Below are 15536 nucleotides of genomic sequence, written 5' to 3'. Positions count from 1 at the left end.
GGAGCTCCCCGATGCACACTCGTCAACTCGGCAAGAACGGTCCTCAGGTTTCCGCCATCGGCCTCGGCTGCATGGGCATGACGGATTTCTACACCACCGGCACTGATACCAAAGAAGCCATCGCCACCCTGCATCGCGCACTCGAGCTGGGCATCAACCTGTTGGACACTGCCGACATGTACGGCCCGCACACCAATGAAGAACTGATCGGCAAGGCCATCGCCGGCAAGCGCGACCAGGTGTTCCTGGCCAGCAAGTTCGGCTTCGTGCGTGACCCGGCCAACCCGGCGGCACGCGGGGTGAATGGTCGCCCCGAGTACATCCGCGAGGCGATTGAGGGCACCTTGAAACGCCTGGGCGTTGAAACCCTGGACCTGTACTACCAGCACCGTATAGACCCCGAAGTGCCCGTTGAAGAATCCGTCGGTGCCATGGCCGAACTGGTCAAGCAAGGCAAGGTGCGTTACCTGGGCCTGAGTGAAGTGTCCGCCGCCAGCCTGGAGCGCGCCCACAAGGTGCACCCGATCAGTGCCCTGCAAAGCGAGTACTCGCTGTGGAGTCGCGACCAGGAAGACAACGGTTGCCTCGCAGCCTGCCAGCGCCTGGGCATTGCGTTTGTGCCTTACAGCCCGCTGGGCCGTGGTTTCCTCACCGGCGCCCTGAAAAGCCCTGAGGACTTCGCCGCCGACGATTACCGCCGCTCCAGCCCGCGTTTCCAGGGCGAGAACTTTGCAAAAAACCTGTTGCTGGTCGACCAGGTGCAGGCCCTGGCCGCCGAAAAAGGCGTGACGGCAGGCCAATTGGCCTTGGCCTGGGTACTCGCGCAAGGTGACTACCTGATCCCGATTCCGGGCATCAAGCAGCGCAAGTACCTGGAAGAAAACGTGGCGGCGCTGGATGTCACGCTGAGCCCCGCCGAACTGGCCGCACTGGAATCGATCTTTCCCGCCGGTGCCACCGCCGGTTTGCGCTACACCGAAGCCTCGATGGGCCTGGTGCATCAATAACAGCCAGGGCGCACCGGTTGCCGGTGCGCCCTGATTTTCTTGCACGACAGTACCTAAAGCTCTTCCTCACCAAGCCGATAACCCGACGAAGCTCTAAAAAAGCCGCGCCGATAATAAACGCTTCGTAAGGACGATCCTCATGCCCCCACTACGCTCCATCCAAGCCCGCTACACCCTGTTTCTGGTGCTGTTCGTCCTGGTGCTGTTTGCGTTGACCGTCGTCGGTATCGGCCAGCTGGTCGCGCCCACGCTACGGCATACGGAAGAACAGGTGGTGCTCAACCGCATCAGCGAAGTGGCCGAAAAAATCCAGGGCGAGCTGAACAAGGTTCAGTCCCAGCAACGCAGCATCACCCAAACCATTCCCCTGCTCGACAGCGACGCCATCGACAAGGTCCTGCCCGGCCTGGTGGACCAGTATGGCGAGCTGAAAGTGTTCGGCGGCGGTATCTGGCCGCTGCCCAACCAGCGAACACCCGGGCGCAACAAGCACAGCACCTTCTGGCACCGTGATGCCTCCGGCAAGCTGGCGGTGAACACCTTCTGGAACAGCGACCCCGCGCCCAACTACTACGACCAAAGCTGGTACAAGGGCGGCCTCGCCTCGCCGCGTGGTCAGTGCGCCTGGGCAGCCGCCTATAAAGACGACGCCAGCCAGGAACCGCGCACCAACTGCGCCATGGCAATCCAGCGTGACGGCGCGGCGTATGGCGTGGCGACCATCGACGTGACCCTGGGTTTCTTCAACGACCTGGTGGCCAGCAAGGAAAAAGACATCGGCGGGCAGATGCTGATCGTCGAAGCCGACGGCAAGATCATCAGCAACAGCACGCGCATCAGCGGCCCGGTGGTGTTGAAAAACATCAGCGAACTGACCGGCACTTCGGCGTTCGCCGCCCAGGTCAGCAAAGCCCTTGCCCACCGCGACCAGGCGTTGCAGCGCAGCGAGTTCGACAACCAGGGCGTGGCCAACACGTTCTATATGCGCCCGATCGAAGGCACGCCATGGTTCCTCGCCACCGCCCTGCCTACCTCGCTGATCACCGCACAGCGCGATGACGTGCTTGGCACCCTGGCGATGCTGCAAATCCCGATGGTACTGCTGCTGGTGCTGCTGGCGGCGTATGCGATCCGCCAACTGGTGCAGCGCATGAAGTCGCTGAAAACCAATATCGACGCGCTGTCTGCCGGCGATGCCGACCTGACGCGGCGTATCACCATCCGCGCTGAAGACGAACTGGGCGCCATTGGCCACTCGGTCAACCGTTTTATCGTCTACCTGCAAAATATGATCGGCGAAGTGACCCAGGCCACAGGCGCCATGTCTTCGGGCCTTGAGCAACTGCAGAGAACCTCGGCACACACCAACCAGATCCTGGTGCGCCATGCTTCGGAGACCGATCAGACCGTCACCGCCATCACCGAAATGAGTTCCACCGCCGACACGGTTGCGCAAAACGCTGCTGAAACCGCTTCGTTCACCCAGCGCGCCAACGAACACGCCGACCGTTCCCGCGTGGTGGTAGGCGAAGCGTCGACCAGCGTCAGCGCCTTGATCGGTGAAGTCGCCAGCGCCACTCACACCGTGGAAAACATGCGCCAGGACGCCGCGCGCATCACCGAAACCCTCGGTGTGATCGGCGCAATTGCTGGCCAGACCAACCTGTTGGCACTCAACGCCGCGATTGAAGCCGCGCGTGCCGGCGAGCAAGGCCGTGGTTTTGCGGTGGTGGCCGACGAAGTGCGTGCCCTCGCCGCCCGGACCCAGGCCAGCACCTCGCAAATCAATGAAATGCTCGCGCGCTTGACCACCGGTGTGAGTTCGTCGGTAACGGCCATGGAAAACACTCAGGCCAGCTGCCAGTCGGCGGCGGATGCCACGGCGCGGGTCAACACCGGCCTGGATGAGATGGCCGGCTCGGTCAGCCATATCAACAACCTCAGCACCCAGATCGCCACAGCCGCCGAGCAGCAAAGTGCGGTGACCGAAGAGATCAACCGCAGCATGGTGCAAATCCGACACATGGTCGAAGAGCTGGTGGAAAGCGGCCATGCCACTGAAACCAATACGCAAAGCCTGCTCGATGCCAACGGCCGGGTGATTTCGCTGATGAGCCGTTTCAAGGTTCGCTGATAAACGGCTGAAACACTCCCGTGCAATGCGCGGGAGTGGGACTATTCTGACAGCTCCAGTGTCCGGCCTCATGAATACGATCCTCTATTGACCACAGACGCCGTCAAAAAGGGTCAGTATTCATGAGCCCGGACACTTCACACAGGAGGTGTGCCATGCACGCTGTCGAGCAGCCGGTCCGCTTGGAGCAGATCAGTCAGGAACGATTTATCCAGGCCCCTATCGATGCCGTCTACGACTACGTGACCCAGCCGGACCTCTGGCACGAATGGCACCCCACGTCGCTGAGTGCCGACACTGGCACCCGCGGTTCTCTCCCCTGCGGCGCCCGTTTTACCGAGATCATCGACCTGCTCGGCATCCGGGTTCCCATGAGCTACCGGGTGCAGGTTGCCCGGCGACCCAGTGAATTCAAGACCGTCTTCACCTCCCTGGCCGTCGATGGCTCCATCCACTACTTCCTGCAGCCGTTTCAGAGCGGCACGCTGTTCAAGCGCGTGTTGACCTATGAGACCGAACTGCAGCTCGCCACCCTGCATGAGCGCATGATAGAGCTGTCCGCCGTCGCGCTGGACCAGCTCAAGCATCGTTTAGAGAATGCCCGCTCCGTATAACTTTGAAACATTTCCGACGCACCCGCTTTCTGTAGGCGCTGGCTTGCCAGCGATGACGTCGTCATGATCGCCGCCAACGTTGATGGCCACCTCCTACAAGCGAGATCCCCCATGAAAAACCCATTGCGACTGGCCCTGCTGGGCGCCCTGCTCACCACCACCTTGGCCCAGGCCGCTGACCTGATCCCAATCGACGTGCACCGCGACGCCAACTGCGGCTGCTGCAAAAAGTGGATCAGCCACCTGGAAAGCAACGGTTTCAAGGTCAACGACCACGTTGAAACCGACATGAGCGCCGTCAAACAACGTCTGGGCGTCGCCCCGCGACTGGGCTCGTGCCATACCGCCGTGATCGACGGCAAATTCGTCGAAGGCCATGTGCCCGCCGAGCAGGTGCTGGCCTTGCGCAAGCGTGACGATCTATTGGGAATCGCCGCCCCCGGCATGCCCATGGGTTCGCCCGGGATGGAAGTAGACGGACCGAGTGATGCGTTTCAAATCATCGGCCTGACCCGTGACGGCAAGGATGTGGTGGTGGCCGACTACCCGGCGCACTGATCAGTGCTGGCAGGTTACCTCGGGCTGTTCCTCGCCGCCTTCGGCGCCGCAACGTTGTTGCCATTGCAATCCGAAGCCGTGCTGGTCGGTCTGCTGCTCAGCGGGCATTACAGCCTGTGGTTGCTGTTGGGCATCGCCACCCTGGGCAATGTGCTGGGCTCGGTGGTCAATTGGCTGTTGGGACGCTCGGCGGATCACTTCAAGGACCGACGCTGGTTTCCGCTCAGCCCCAAACAGCTGGACAAAGCCCGTAAACATTACGAGCGCTGGGGGCATTGGACGTTGTTGCTCAGTTGGGTGCCAATTATTGGCGACCCACTGACCTTGGTCGCCGGGGTGATGCGCGAGCCGTTGTGGCGTTTTCTGCTGCTGGTGACACTGGCCAAAGGTGTGCGGTATGGCGTGCTCGCAGCCTTGACCCTGCAGTGGGTGTTAATCCCTACTTAATCCCCTCCAAACAGCATCCGGGCAATCTATTGGGAGCCCTTTCCATGCCTCTAATCCGAGCTTTTTGCATTGCCGGCCTGCTCACTGCGGGCGCCGCGCCTGTGTTCGCCGCCACCGAAGGCCCCGCCTACGGGCCCGAGCTGCAAGGCTTTGAATACCCGTATCCCGTCAAGCATTTCAACTTCCAGTCCCAGGGCAAATCCTTGCAAATGGGCTACATGGACGTACCGGCCAACGGCCAGGCCAACGGCCGCAGCGTGGTGCTGATGCACGGCAAGAACTTCTGCGGGGCCACTTGGGAAGGTTCGATCAAGGCACTGAGCGATGCCGGCTACCGCGTGATCGCGCCGGACCAGATCGGCTTCTGCACCTCCAGCAAGCCCGACCATTACCAGTACAGCTTCCAGCAACTGGCGATCAACACCCACCAACTGCTGGAAAAACTGGGCATTCAAAAGGCCACGTTGGTCGGTCACTCCACCGGCGGCATGCTCGCCACGCGTTACGCGCTGCTTTACCCGAAGCAAACCGAGCAACTGGCGTTGGTCAACCCCATCGGTCTGGAAGACTGGAAAGCCCTGGGCGTGCCCTACAGCAGCGTCGACCAGTGGTATGAGCGCGAACTAAAGCTCAGCGCCGAGGGCGTCCGCAAATACGAGCTCAACACCTATTACGTCGGGCGCTGGAAGCCTGAGTACGACCGCTGGGTCGATATGCTCGCCGGCCTCAACAAAGGCCCGGGGCATATCCAGGTCGCATGGAACTCGGCGTTGATTTACGACATGATCTTCACCCAGCCGGTGTACTACGAGTTCAAGGACTTGCAGATGCCCACCCTGCTGTTGATCGGTACCTCTGATAACACGGCGATCGGCAAAGACCTTGCGCCACCGGAGGTCAAGGCAAAGCTCGGCAACTACGCAGTACTCGGCAAGCAAGTGGCCAAGCTGATTCCCCACGCAACCCTGGTGGAATTCCCCGGCCTGGGCCATGCGCCGCAGATGGAAGAGCCGGCACAGTTTCATAAAGCGCTGTTGCAAGGGCTGAACGCCCTTTAATCCAACCTTTTTCGAGGCACTCGTGAATGTCGGTACAGATCGCAGTCATTGATGATTGGCAGAATGTGGCCAGTGTTGTGGTGGATTGGTCGGTGCTGGGGGATGTGGGCAACGTGCATTTCCTGCATGACTACCCAGCGGATACGGCTTTGATGATCGAGCGCTTGAAAGGGTTCGACGTGATTTGCGTGATGCGCGAGCGCTCCACCTTCGACAAGGCGCTGTTGCAGGACCTGCCCAGGCTCAAGCTGCTGGTGACCGGCGGCATGCGCAATGCAACCATCGACATTACCGCCGCCAAGGCCCTGGGCATCCAAGTGTGCGGCACCGACAGCTACAAGCACGCCGCGCCGGAACTCACCTGGGCGCTGATCATGGCCTCTACGCGCAATCTGCTGGCCGAAGCCAACTCTTTACGAGCAGGCGGATGGCAGGTGGGATTGGGCGGCGACCTTTACGGCAAGACCCTGGGCATTCTCGGGCTGGGCAGCATTGGCCAGAAAGTCGCGAAGTTTGCCCAGATGTTCGGCATGCGTGTGATTGCCTGGAGTGAAAACCTTACGCCGGAACGCGCGGCCGAATCCGGCGTGACCTGGGTCAGCAAGCGCGAGCTTTTTGAGCAGGCTGACATTCTCACCGTGCACCTGGTGCTCAGTGAGCGCAGCCGTGGGTTGGTCGACGCCGAAGCGCTGGGCTGGATGAAGCCAACAGCGCATCTGGTGAACACCGCGCGCGGGCCGATTGTGGATGAACAAGCGCTGGTGCAGGCATTGAGCGACAGACGCCTGGCGGGCGCTGCGCTGGATGTGTTCGCCGAGGAGCCGCTGCCGGTAGACCATCCGTTCCGCCGCTTGCCCAATGTGCTGGCTACACCCCATGTGGGGTATGTGAGCGAGCAGAATTATCGGCAGTTTTATCAGCAGATGATTGAAGATGTTCAGGCGTGGGCCAACGGCGCGCCCATTCGCGTGCTGGGCTGATACCCGGCCGCACCATTTAAGCGCAAGCGCACGGTTCATAACCGGCAGCTTGTTGTGAGCGGCTGGCTGTTGTGGCGAGCAGGCTTGCCCTGCGTTGGAGTGCGAAGCGCTCCCAAATGGGCCACCTCAATGCATCAAATGTATCTCGGGCGTCCATTCCGGGGCTGCTTCGCAGCCCAACGCAGGGCAAGCCTGCTCGCCACAGGAACACTCAGTTCCGACAAAAGCATATCGTTACAAGTTTTTTGTCCTACAAAATATCCACATAAACCCTACAGTCTCTAGGATCTGTCCTAGACTGATGACCGATGGGTCCGTTCCAAAACAAAAACCCCGCAAAAAATCGAAACTTTACAACTCTGCCATAGGTCCAGTTTTAGGTAGGGCGCGCACGCGTGGTTCACGCCAGATGCCCGTCCATCCAATCTTTTCACGCTTACCGTGCAATTGGCATACGCCTTGCCAGTTTGTATTGCGCTTGTGCGCCTGACCGCAGGATGCGGTTTTCGGAGCTAGTGGCAGCGGGCCACCAGCCAACCAACATGTAGGAGAGCATTATGATCAGTGCTGCTGTAGATACTCAGGAAGAGCGTTTTAGTCAGCCGGCTGGGGGGCCAACGACTTTGGCCGACCTGCCCAACACTGTGCGGCCGATCGTGAGTCAGAACCCTAATAGAAAGAAAGTGCTGTTTGTCACGTCTGAATTTGCCGACCTGGTGAAAACCGGTGGCCTGGGCGACGTCTCCGCTGCCCTGCCCCGCGCCATGGCGCACTTGCACGATGTACGGGTGCTGATCCCGGGTTATCCGCAGGTGATGGAAAGCGACAACCCGATCCATATCATCGGTGAGTTGGGTGGCCATGCCGCACTGCCACCCTGCAAGATCGGGCGCATGGACCTCAAGGACGGCCTCGTCATCTATGTGCTGATCTGCCCCGAGCTCTATGAGCGTGAAGGCACGCCCTACGGCGCCAACAACGGCCGCGACTGGCCGGATAACCATATTCGCTTCGCCCGCCTGGGCCTGGCCGCTGCCGACATGGCCGCCAACCTCGCCCAGATCCACTGGTGCCCGGACCTGGTGCACGCCCATGACTGGCCCGCTGGCCTGGCCCCAGCCTATATGCACTGGCGTGGGTCACGCACACCGACGCTGTTCACCATTCATAACCTGGCGTATCAGGGTGTGGTCAGCCTGGCATCCACACCAGAGCTGGGCATTCCGCCCCACGCCTTGCAGCAGGAAGGCATGGAGTTCTACGGCAAGATGTCGTTCCTCAAGGCGGGCATGGCGTATTCCAGCCATATCACTACCGTGAGCGCCACTTACGCCCAGGAAATCACCACCCCGGAGTTCGGCTGCGGCCTCGACGGTTTCCTCGCAGCGAAGACTCAGCAAGGCCTGCTCAGCGGCATCCCCAACGGGATTGATGAAAGCTGGGAAACCTCCACCGACACGCACCTGACCCACAACTTCAACATCGGCGACTGGGACGGCAAGGCGATCAATGCCGCCCACGTGCGCGAGCTGTTCGGCCTGCACGACTCCACCGGCCCGCTGTTCGCCGTGGTCTCGCGCCTGGTCTATCAAAAAGGCCTCGACCTGACCGAAGCCGTCGCGAGCTACATCGTCGAGAACGGTGGCCAGATCGCCATCATCGGACGCGGCGAGCCGGAAGAAGAACACGCCATGCGTGAACTCGCACTGCGCTTCCCGGGCCAGGTTGGCGTGCGCATCGGTTTTAATGAAACCGACGCCCGCCGCATGTTTGCCGGCAGCGACTTCCTGCTGATGCCATCGCGTTACGAACCCTGCGGCCTGAGCCAGATGTACGCGCAGCGCTTCGGTTCGCTGCCGGTGGCGCGTAATACCGGCGGGCTTGCGGACACCATCGAGAATGGCGTCACCGGGTTTCTGTTTAACGAATCCACGGTTGAAAGTTATGAAGAAGCGCTGAGCCGCGCATTGAGGGTATTTGCCAACAAAGGCCTGCTCAACGCCATGCGCTGCCGCGCCATGACCCAACCCTTCAACTGGTGCCAGGCGGTAGAACCGTACGCCGAGCTGTACGAACAACTGGTGACCAAAGCACTGGGAAAAACGAGTAAATAATCAAGGGAGGTCTTCATAGATGCCGTTACGGACTCTGGAAACCTGGCCCCACGGCGCAATCATGCTGGACGCGCAACACACGCGTTTTGCCTTGTGGGCGCCAGACGCGTTTTATGTCAGCGTTGAATTGGAAAACGGTAAATCCATCGCCATGCTGCCTCAGGCAGAAGGCTGGTTTGAAACCGAGATAAAGTGCCCTGCCGGCACGCGTTACCGCTACAACATCGACGGCGAAAAAGATGTCCCCGACCCGGCGTCCCGGGCCCAGGCCTCAGACGTGCACGGTTGGAGCCTGGTCGTCGACCCGCTCGCCTATCCATGGCGACACAGTAACTGGCAAGGCCGCCCCTGGCACGAAGCCGTGATCTACGAGCTGCACGTCGGGGCGCTGGGCGGTTACGCCGAAGTCGAAAAACACCTGCCACGCCTGGCGGAGCTGGGCGTCACCGCGATTGAATTGATGCCCCTGGCGCAATTCCCCGGCGAGCGCAATTGGGGCTACGACGGGGTACTGCCTTACGCCCCACAATCCTCGTACGGCTCGCCCGAACAACTCAAACACCTGATCGACAGCGCCCATGAACACGGCCTGGCCGTGATCCTCGACGTGGTCTACAACCATTTCGGCCCGGACGGCAATTACCTGGGCCAGTACGCCAAGGGTTTCTTCCAGGACGACGTGCACACACCGTGGGGCGCCGGCATCGATTTTGATCGCCGTGAAGTGCGCAATTTCTTCCTGGATAACGCGCTGATGTGGCTGCTCGAATACCGCTTCGACGGCCTGCGCCTGGATGCGGTGCACGCCATCGACAACCCGGGATTCCTGCAGGAGCTCGCACGACGGGTCCGCCAACAGGTCGACATCGGCCGGCATGTGTGGCTGGTGCTGGAAAACGAACTGAACCAGGCCAGCCTGCTCCAGCACGATTTCGACGCGCAATGGAATGATGACTTTCATAACGTGCTGCACGTGTTGCTGACCGGCGAAACCGACGCCTATTACAGCGACTTTGCCGAAAAGCCCACCGCCAAACTGGCGCGTTGCCTGGGTGAAGGGTTTATCTACCAGGGCGACACTACCCGGCATGGCCATGCACGCGGCGAACCCAGCGCGGACCTGCCGCCGACGGCCTTCGTGGCGTTTTTGCAGAACCATGACCAGATCGGCAATCGCGCGCTGGGCGAACGCCTGCACCAACTGTGCCCGCCACAGGCACTCAAGGCGGCGACTACCTTGCTGCTGATGTCACCCATGATCCCGCTGATGTTTATGGGTGATGAAGTCAACGCCAGCGAACCGTTTCTGTTCTTTACCGACCACCACGGTGAACTGGCCGAGGCAGTGCGCGAAGGCCGGCGCAATGAATTCGCTGACTTCGCGGCATTCCAGGACCTGGAGCGGCGCGAGCGCATTCCCGACCCCAACGCCCTGCCCACCTTTGTGCAATCGACGCCCAGCTTTGCCGACAACGAACACGCGCAGTTCTACCGCCACCTGTTGAGCCTGCGTCATCGCCATATCGTGCCGCACCTGCCTGGCAGCGTGGCGTTGGGCGCGCAGGTGCTGGCAGACGGCGCCGTCAGCGCGCGCTGGCGTTTGGGCAATGGCAGCCTGTTGCAGATCGACCTGAACCTGAGTACCACGCCCCTCGATCACCCGGCACCGCCGCACGTTCTTTTCCAAACGCACGCCCATGAAGGCGCGCACCTGGCGCCCTTCAGCGCGCGCGTCACCTTATCCCCTGTTGGAGCGCACCCTTGAGCGAAGCGAACCTGGAACTACTCGCCAGCCGAGCGGGATTGGCCGTCGATTGGATCGACGCAAACGGCCGCCCACAACACGTTGCACCCGAGGCCCTGCGGGCAGTGCTGAAAGGCCTTGGCCACCCGGCCGACAATGACGCAGAAGTCGACGCGAGCCTGCTCGAACTGGAGCGAGTGCAACAGGACAAGCACCTGCCGCCGTTAATGACGATCGACAGTGGCGAAGGCCTCGACCTCGCGCATTTCTTCGCGCCGGATACGCACTGCCGGGTCAGCCTGGAAGACGGCGAAACCCTGGAATTTCGTCTCGACGGCGACGCGGTGCTGCCCGGCGTGATTGCCCTCGGCTACCACCAGGTACACATCGGCGACCAGACGTTCAGCCTGGCCGTCGCCCCCACCCATTGCTACAGCGTGGCCGAAGCGGTCGACACACAAACCGCCCGCGCCTGGGGCCTCAGCGCCCAGCTGTATTCGTTGCGCCGCCTGGGCGATGGAGGCTTTGGTGACACCCTGGCGCTGGAGCATCTGGCGCGCTCGGCGGCAGAGCGCGGCGCCGACGCCCTCGCGATCAGTCCGATGCACGCGATGTTCAGTGCCGACACCGAACGCTACAGCCCGTATTCGCCGTCAAGCCGCCTGTTTCTCAACAGCCTGTATGCGTCGCCCGGCTGCATCCTCGGCGAGCGTGAAGTGCGTAACGCCATTGACGCACTCGGTTTGGCCGAGGAGCTGCATACGCTGGAGCAACACACGCTGATCGACTGGCCGGCCGCCGCCAAGGCCAAGCAACGCCTGTTGCGCGCGCTGTATGAAGACTTCCGCCACGGCCACCACCCACAACACGCCGACTTCCTCAGTTTTCGCCAGGCCGGTGGCCAGGCGCTGGAAAACCATTGCCGCTTTGAAGCCGTGCAAGCAGAGCGCGCCGTCGCCGGCGAAGACTTGGACTGGCGCCACTGGCCGCAGGAATGGCGCAACCCGCAGAGCACGGCACTTGCACAATTTGCCGAAGACCATCGCGACGAGATCGGCTTCTACGCGTTCAGCCAATGGCTGATCGCCCGTTGCCTGGAACGCGCGCAGCAAGCCGCCCGAGGCAGCGGCATGGGTGTGGGTTTAATCGCCGACCTGGCCGTGGGCGCCGACGGCGGTGGCAGCCAGGCCTGGAGCCGTCAGGACGAGCTGTTGGCAGGCCTCACCGTGGGCGCACCGCCGGACATTCTCAACCGCGCCGGCCAGGGCTGGGGGATTTCCGCGTTCTCCCCGGAAGGCCTCAAGCGCAACGGTTTCCGCGCCTTTATCGAGATGCTGCGCGCCAACTTTGCGCATGCCGGTGGTTTGCGCATCGACCATGTAATGGGCCTGCAACGCCTGTGGGTCATCCCCATGGACGCTTCGCCCAAAGAAGGCGCCTACCTGTATTACCCGGTGGACGACCTGTTGCGGCTGCTGGCCCTGGAGTCGCACCGCCACCGGGCGATTGTGCTCGGTGAAGACCTCGGCACCGTGCCTGACGGCCTGCGCGAAAAACTCATCGCCCGCTCGATTCTGGGCATGCGCGTACTGCTGTTCGAACAAGGCCACGATGGCCAATTCAAGCCGATTCTCGACTGGCCGGACAATGCCCTGGCCACCACCAGCACCCATGATTTGCCGACGCTCAACGGCTGGTGGCACAGCCGCGATATCGACTGGAATATCCAACTCGGCCTGATCGATGCGCCCACCGCAGAGCAATGGAGCGAACACCGCCTGCGCGAACGTCAGGCGCTGCGACAAGCCTTGAGCCAGGACCCGCAGAACTTCGTCGATGAAATCCGCAATGAAACCGACCATATGATCGACGCCAGCGTGCGCTACCTGGGGCATACCCGCGCGCCGTTAGTGTTGCTGCCGCTGGAAGATGCGCTGGCCATCGAAGACCAAGCCAACCTGCCCGGCACCACCGACACCCATCCCAACTGGCGTCGCCGCTTGCCAGGCGAGGCCTCCAGCCTGCTCGACAACGCCGGCGCCGCCCGCCGCCTCGAACTATTGGCCGTCGCGCGTAACCAAGCCTATGAGCGTGACCGATGAAAGCACTGCCTCTGCGCGCGACTCAGCGCCTGCAATTCCATAAGGATTTCACCCTCGACGACGCGGTGCCCCTGGTGCCGTATTTCGCCCGACTCGGCATCAGCCACCTGTATGCCTCACCGCTGCTCAGCGCCCGCGCCGGTTCCATGCACGGTTATGACGTGGTCGACCCGACCAGCGTTAACCCGGAGCTGGGCGGCGAAGCGGCCTTGCGCCGCCTGGTGGCCGCCCTGCGTGAACACGACATGGGGCTGATCCTCGATATCGTCTCCAACCACATGGCCGTAGGCGGCGCGGACAACCCTTGGTGGCTGGACCTGCTGGAGTGGGGCCGCTTGAGTCCCTACAGCGAATTTTTCGACATCCAGTGGCACTCGCCCGACCCGTTGCTCAAGGGCCAACTGCTGATGCCGTTTCTCGGCAGCGACTACGGCGAGGCCTTGCAAACCGGCAGCCTGACCCTGCATTTCGATGCCACCCACGGCACGTTTTTCGTCGAGCACTACGAGCACCGCTTCCCGATCTGCCCACGGGATTACGCGGCGATTCTCGGCACCGATGAACTGCTCAAACCCCTCGCCGACCGTTTCAGCGCCCTCGCCTATCAAGACGATGCCTACGCCGAAGCCGCCTGGCTCAAACAGGCCCTGGTCGAACGCGCCACCAACGACGCCGTGCTGCACGCCATCGAACACCGGCTGACTGAATTCGACGGGCGCCAACCCGAGGGCTTCAACCGCCTGCACCCACTGCTGGAGCAACAGGCCTACCGACTGGCCAGCTGGCGCACAGCGGCGGACGATATCAACTGGCGGCGCTTCTTCGACGTCAATGAGCTGGGCGGCTTGCGCGTCGAACGCACCGCCGTGTTTGAAGCCACCCACGGCAAGATCTTCGAGCTGATCAGCGAAGGCCTGGTGGATGGCCTGCGCATCGACCACATCGACGGTTTGGCCGACCCGCGCGGTTATTGCCGCAAGCTGCGGCGTCGCGTGGATTCGCTATCGCCGGGGAGGCACTTGCCGATTTTTGTCGAAAAAATCCTCGGCGAAGGCGAAACCCTGCGCGAGGACTGGCAGGTAGACGGCACCACCGGCTATGAATTCATGAACCAACTGTCGCTGCTGCAACATGACCCGGAGGGCTTCGCACCGCTGGCCGAGTTGTGGACGCGCCACAGCGAGCGCCCCTCGGCCTTTATCGAAGAAGCCTGGCTGGCGCGCCAACAGATCCTCAACGGCTCGCTGGCCGGTGACTTCGAAAGCGTGGCCCAGGCCCTGCTGCAAGTGGCCCGTGACGATGTGATGACCCGCGACCTGACCTTGGGCGCGATTCGCCGGGCCTTGCAGGAACTGATCGTGCACTTCCCGGTGTACCGCACCTACATCAGCGCCCGCGGCCGTAGCGAACGCGACAATGTGTTCTTCCAGCAAGCCCTGGCCGGTGCGCGCATGACCTTGAGCGAAGGCGACTGGCCGGTGCTCGACCACCTGGAAAAATGGCTCGGTGGCCAGCCCTGGCGTAACCGCCCGGTGGGCCGCGAACGCAAGATACTCAAGCATGCCTGTGTACGCTTCCAGCAACTGACCTCGCCCGCCGCCGCCAAGGCTGTGGAAGACACGGCGTTCTATCGCTCGGCAGTGTTGCTGTCGCGCAACGATGTGGGCTTCAGCACCGAGCAGTTCAGTGCACCCGTGGCCGACTTTCACGCGGTCAATCAACAACGCTTGCAGGCGTTCCCGGACAACCTGCTGGCTACCGCCACCCATGACCACAAGCGCGGCGAAGACACCCGCGCGCGCCTGGCGGTGCTCAGCGAGTGCGCGCCGTGGTACGCCGAGCAAGTGGAGCAGTGGCGAACCCTGGCAGCGCCGTTGCACAACGATGCCAATTCACCCTCGGCGGGCGACGAGCTGATTCTCTATCAGGTCCTGCTCGGCAGTTGGCCGTTGGACCTGAACCTCGATGACGGCCCGGCACTGGAGGCCTATCAACAGCGCCTGTGGCAGTGGCAACAGAAAGCGTTGCGCGAAGCCAAGTTGCAGAGCAGCTGGAGCGCGCCCAACGAGGCGTATGAACAGGGCGTGGAAGTGTTTCTCTCGCGCCTGTTGCTCAGCGATGCAGGCCGCGAATTACGTACTGCCATCGGTGCAGCCGCCCAGGCCATCGCCCCCGCCGGTGCGGTCAACGGGCTGGCGCAATCCTTGCTTCGCCTCACCGTGCCGGGTGTACCGGACCTGTACCAGGGCGATGAGTTCTGGGACTTCAGCCTGGTGGATCCAGACAACCGTCGCCCGGTGGATTTCAACGCACGGCAACGCGCGCTGGATATTCCGCCGGCCAGCGGCGAACTGCTGTTTAACTGGCGTGACGGGCGGATCAAGCAGGCGTTGATTGCCCAGGTGTTGGCCTTGCGCAAGGCCCATCCTGAACTGTTCCGCAGCGGCCGTTATACGCCGCTGGAGGTGGTTGGCAAACAGGCCGAACACGTGGTCGCGTTCTGCCGCGAACACCACGGCAAACGCTTGCTGGTCGTGGTGCCGCGCTGGCCGTTTCACTTGCTTGAACACGGTGTGCATCCCCAGATCAATGCGCAGGTTTGGGGCGATACACGGGTAAAACTGCCGTTTGCCGCACCAACCGAAAACTGGAAGGGACTTTTTCATACAGGCGCAGTCACACCAGACAAGGAGCTGTTGATCAGCGCTGCCCTGGGGGATTTCCCGGTCAATGTCTTTATCAATCCTGATGATCAAGAAAGCTGAAAATTTTCTGTGA

At 61.9% G+C, this 15536-nt stretch carries 11 protein-coding genes; all 11 read left to right on the top strand.

From position 1 onward, the window contains the following. Positions 1-11 precede the first annotated feature (11 nt). The 11 genes from ACR52_RS24480 to ACR52_RS24430 all read left to right on the top strand — a co-directional run bounded on the left by ACR52_RS24480 (position 12) and on the right by ACR52_RS24430 (position 15523). Complete coding sequence (locus tag ACR52_RS24480) at positions 12-1007, top strand: aldo/keto reductase (protein ID WP_048730361.1); 996 nt, start codon at positions 12-14, stop codon at positions 1005-1007. A 139-nt stretch (positions 1008-1146) separates the two neighbouring features. Further along, complete coding sequence (locus ACR52_RS24475) at positions 1147-3141, top strand: methyl-accepting chemotaxis protein (protein ID WP_048730359.1); 1995 nt, start codon at positions 1147-1149, stop codon at positions 3139-3141. A gap of 155 nt (positions 3142-3296) precedes the next feature. Beyond that, positions 3297-3755, top strand: a complete 459-nt coding sequence (locus ACR52_RS24470; protein WP_048730358.1) for an SRPBCC family protein — start codon at positions 3297-3299, stop codon at positions 3753-3755. A 111-nt stretch (positions 3756-3866) separates the two neighbouring features. Then, the gene (locus ACR52_RS24465; RefSeq protein WP_048730357.1) at positions 3867-4313 is read left to right on the top strand and encodes a DUF411 domain-containing protein; all 447 of its coding nucleotides are present in this window, start codon (positions 3867-3869) and stop codon (positions 4311-4313) included. 3 nt (positions 4314-4316) lie between these two features. Further along, positions 4317-4760, top strand: coding sequence for a YqaA family protein (locus tag ACR52_RS24460; RefSeq protein ID WP_048730355.1), 444 nt, complete (start codon positions 4317-4319; stop codon positions 4758-4760). Between the two features lie 44 nt (positions 4761-4804). Next, positions 4805-5818: an alpha/beta fold hydrolase gene (locus ACR52_RS24455; protein ID WP_048730353.1), complete on the top strand. Its 1014-nt coding sequence runs from the start codon at positions 4805-4807 to the stop codon at positions 5816-5818. Between the two features lie 26 nt (positions 5819-5844). Further along, complete coding sequence (locus ACR52_RS24450; protein ID WP_048730352.1) at positions 5845-6798, top strand: D-2-hydroxyacid dehydrogenase family protein; 954 nt, start codon at positions 5845-5847, stop codon at positions 6796-6798. Between the two features lie 557 nt (positions 6799-7355). Beyond that, positions 7356-8912 (top strand): glycogen synthase GlgA, encoded by a 1557-nt coding sequence (gene glgA / locus ACR52_RS24445; protein ID WP_082143222.1) that lies wholly within the window; start codon positions 7356-7358, stop codon positions 8910-8912. A 19-nt stretch (positions 8913-8931) separates the two neighbouring features. Further along, positions 8932-10677 carry a malto-oligosyltrehalose trehalohydrolase gene (treZ, locus tag ACR52_RS24440; RefSeq protein WP_048730351.1) on the top strand — a complete coding sequence of 582 codons (1746 nt, stop codon included), beginning with the start codon at positions 8932-8934 and terminating at the stop codon, positions 10675-10677. Further along, positions 10674-12758 carry a 4-alpha-glucanotransferase gene (gene malQ, locus ACR52_RS24435; RefSeq protein WP_048730349.1) on the top strand — a complete coding sequence of 695 codons (2085 nt, stop codon included), beginning with the start codon at positions 10674-10676 and terminating at the stop codon, positions 12756-12758. The genes treZ and malQ overlap by 4 nt, the downstream gene beginning before the upstream one ends. After that, on the top strand, positions 12755-15523 hold the full coding sequence (locus ACR52_RS24430; RefSeq protein ID WP_048730348.1) for a malto-oligosyltrehalose synthase: 2769 nt from the start codon (positions 12755-12757) through the stop codon (positions 15521-15523). The genes malQ and ACR52_RS24430 overlap by 4 nt, the downstream gene beginning before the upstream one ends. Positions 15524-15536 lie beyond the last annotated feature (13 nt).

The organism is Pseudomonas fildesensis (assembly GCF_001050345.1).
Classification (GTDB): domain Bacteria; phylum Pseudomonadota; class Gammaproteobacteria; order Pseudomonadales; family Pseudomonadaceae; genus Aquipseudomonas; species Aquipseudomonas fildesensis.
The sequence above is the reverse complement of the archived record's forward strand: the minus strand, read 5'-3'. Positions and strand labels throughout refer to the sequence as shown.

Coding starts and splice junctions, on each gene's coding strand:
- ACR52_RS24480 (WP_048730361.1), top strand. CDS start 12: ATGCACACTCGTCAACTCGGCAAGAACGGTCCTCAGGTTTCCGCCATC.
- ACR52_RS24475 (WP_048730359.1), top strand. CDS start 1,147: ATGCCCCCACTACGCTCCATCCAAGCCCGCTACACCCTGTTTCTGGTG.
- ACR52_RS24470 (WP_048730358.1), top strand. CDS start 3,297: ATGCACGCTGTCGAGCAGCCGGTCCGCTTGGAGCAGATCAGTCAGGAA.
- ACR52_RS24465 (WP_048730357.1), top strand. CDS start 3,867: ATGAAAAACCCATTGCGACTGGCCCTGCTGGGCGCCCTGCTCACCACC.
- ACR52_RS24455 (WP_048730353.1), top strand. CDS start 4,805: ATGCCTCTAATCCGAGCTTTTTGCATTGCCGGCCTGCTCACTGCGGGC.
- ACR52_RS24450 (WP_048730352.1), top strand. CDS start 5,845: ATGTCGGTACAGATCGCAGTCATTGATGATTGGCAGAATGTGGCCAGT.
- glgA (WP_082143222.1), top strand. CDS start 7,356: ATGATCAGTGCTGCTGTAGATACTCAGGAAGAGCGTTTTAGTCAGCCG.
- treZ (WP_048730351.1), top strand. CDS start 8,932: ATGCCGTTACGGACTCTGGAAACCTGGCCCCACGGCGCAATCATGCTG.
- ACR52_RS24430 (WP_048730348.1), top strand. CDS start 12,755: ATGAAAGCACTGCCTCTGCGCGCGACTCAGCGCCTGCAATTCCATAAG.